Genomic DNA, 2,341 nt, shown 5'->3' on the forward strand with positions numbered 1-2,341 from the left:
CAATGGATTTAAATGACCACCAGTAACCCGTTGATTTTTATGTTTATTGATATTTTATAATCAACGGATTTCAATATGATGGTGCCCAGGCAACGCACCAGCCAGGTGATTTCTTCTTCCATATTGGCAAACTGGCGCACGACCGGCTGTAAGCCAGAGCCGCCAGCAGACTGCGGGGCTATTTGGGGAATATCGGATTTGTCATTATTTTTTTTCAGGTTGGCTTTGGTTAAATTCCAGGCAAACTGCATGATTTCCTGAGTATTGCGGTAGTTGATTTTAAGTATGGTAGTGCGACCTTGTGCCTGAATGCCGACACTTGCCAAACTAAACTCCAGCGCTGAACGCTTCTTATAGATGGACTGCGCATCATCATAGAGCAACAATAATGAATTAACGGCCGGGTCTACTAATTGCGTGGTTAGTCGCAGCCACTCCGGCTCAAAATCATGTCCTTCGTCAATCAATACCGCGCCGTATTGACCTCGCGGGATTTGCCCTTCCTCCAAAGCCTTAATCACCGCCTCAACAAAGGCATCAAAGTAATTTTCCTTGCGATAAGGCACTTTAATATTAAAGGCTTTACATTGCTCACTACACCAGCCATGAAAGTGCTGCACCTGTACTTTATCTTCAGTCAAGCCTTTATCCGCAATAAAACTGCGCAATTTAGCCGCCAGAGTAATGTTGTAGCAAAGCACCAAAATCGGCTTGGTTAATGCCTGCGCCAGATGCAGGCAACGCGCACCCAATATCAGCGTTTTACCGGAACCCGCTACGCCGTGAATAACACGGTGGCCTTCACCCAGACCACGCGCCAATTGTTCCTGCTCGTAATCCATTACCCGCATCACTTCTGGCAAGGTTGGTTTTATCGGATAATCTGCCGCTTGTTCAGCGACTTGCAAGGACTGATCTACTACGGGCTTGCTGGATATATCAAGGCTATCGGTAAAGGTTATAGCCGTCTGTCCACCATCCGCGCCAATACGTACTTCCGGAAATAAATGCCAGCGAATGGCATCAATCTGCTCGCGCTCCAATTGGCAGGGAAAACGAATATCAAACATAGCTTGTAAACGCTGTTGCAAGGTCGCAGCCGTCATTTCAGTCGGCAGGTCATCTTTAAAGAGCACCTGATGACTGGGCAATAAGCGCTCAAAAACCTCTTGCGGAATAATACTTGCCATTTGTGCGCGGGTAATATTGGAAAACCATACGCCGTAGCCGTAGGGAAATAGTAAGCGGCCTTGCCATGCGCCCTCTTTATGCAGCAGTTTTGGATTTTCTTGCAGCCACTGGGCGCTACGGTTAGCCACTTGCCTTGCCTGCTCCAGCGGGTGTATCTGACGTTTAATGCCGCTTTTCGTCAGAATTTCACAAGAAGCCATATCGAGACTTTTAATAATATCGAGCTTCCAGTCTTTAACTTCCACAAACAACAAGCCTTGTTTGGGTTGCAAAATAATAAAGTCCGGGTAGCGTTTGTTGTATTTATTGCCTTGCACCACCTCATACCACACCAAACCATCTTCTGTGAGCGTAGTGCTTAACAAAGCGGCCAGCTTTTTCTCGCCACGGGTCATGCGTGCGTTGCAGATGGAAAGTTCCGGGAAAAAGCGGCCATATTAACTACGTCCAAGATGTAAAAATTTTTAACGGATGCGAAAAATACATTATCCGTCGAGCGAACGCCACAGATACCAGCAAGCCACTGAGCAAAAGGGGCACCATCTTGTGCCAATTTGCTGCAAGGTTGCGTCTTCGCCAAATAATTGGCGTACGGCGCGCTGCAAACCGGCATCGCCCGGGGAAAGTACGTCGGGACGGGCGAGGCCGAATATCAGGAACATTTCTGCCGTCCAGCGGCCAATACCGGGCAGTTCCACCAAGGTTGCGATAACGCTTTCATCGTCCATTTCGGGTAGTGCCTCAAGGTTAAGCCGACCGTCGCTGGCGCGGCTGGCCAGCTCTTGGATATAACCTACTTTGGCCTGTGAAAGTCCGGCGGCTCTTAGTTTTTCCGGCGCCAGTGCAGCAACCGCCTGCGCGGTAAATTCGCCGGTAACCAGTGCCAGAACGCGCCGCTCGATGGTGTCTGCGGCTTTCATGGAAAGTTGTTGGCCGATAATGGACGTGGCGAGCGTAGCAAACGGGGAGAATTCACGCCCGGCCAATGTGCAGGGGCCGTGCTTATCGATAAGCTGCGCCATCACTGGACAAACTTGGCTTAAATGCGTCTCGGCTTGTTTTACTAAATTTTCATAAAATAAAGTCACATTTTTATATATAGGCATTCTGGCTGTCTGAAGAAGGATTTGACGAGTTCAGGCAATTTTTG

At 48.7% G+C, this 2,341-nt stretch carries 2 protein-coding genes; both read right to left on the minus strand.

Features of this window, described 5'->3' with window-relative positions:
- Positions 1 to 8: 8 nt before the first annotated feature.
- On the minus strand, positions 9 to 1,586 hold the full coding sequence (locus tag AXE65_RS00780; protein ID WP_068386646.1) for a nuclease-related domain-containing DEAD/DEAH box helicase: 1,578 nt from the start codon (positions 1,584 to 1,586) through the stop codon (positions 9 to 11).
- 90 nt (positions 1,587 to 1,676) lie between these two features.
- On the minus strand, positions 1,677 to 2,297 hold the full coding sequence (locus AXE65_RS00785) for a DNA-3-methyladenine glycosylase family protein (RefSeq protein ID WP_068386648.1): 621 nt from the start codon (positions 2,295 to 2,297) through the stop codon (positions 1,677 to 1,679).
- Between the last annotated feature and the right edge of the window lie 44 nt (positions 2,298 to 2,341).

Source organism: Ventosimonas gracilis, from assembly GCF_001580025.1.
GTDB classification, from domain to species: Bacteria; Pseudomonadota; Gammaproteobacteria; order Pseudomonadales; family Pseudomonadaceae; genus Ventosimonas; species Ventosimonas gracilis.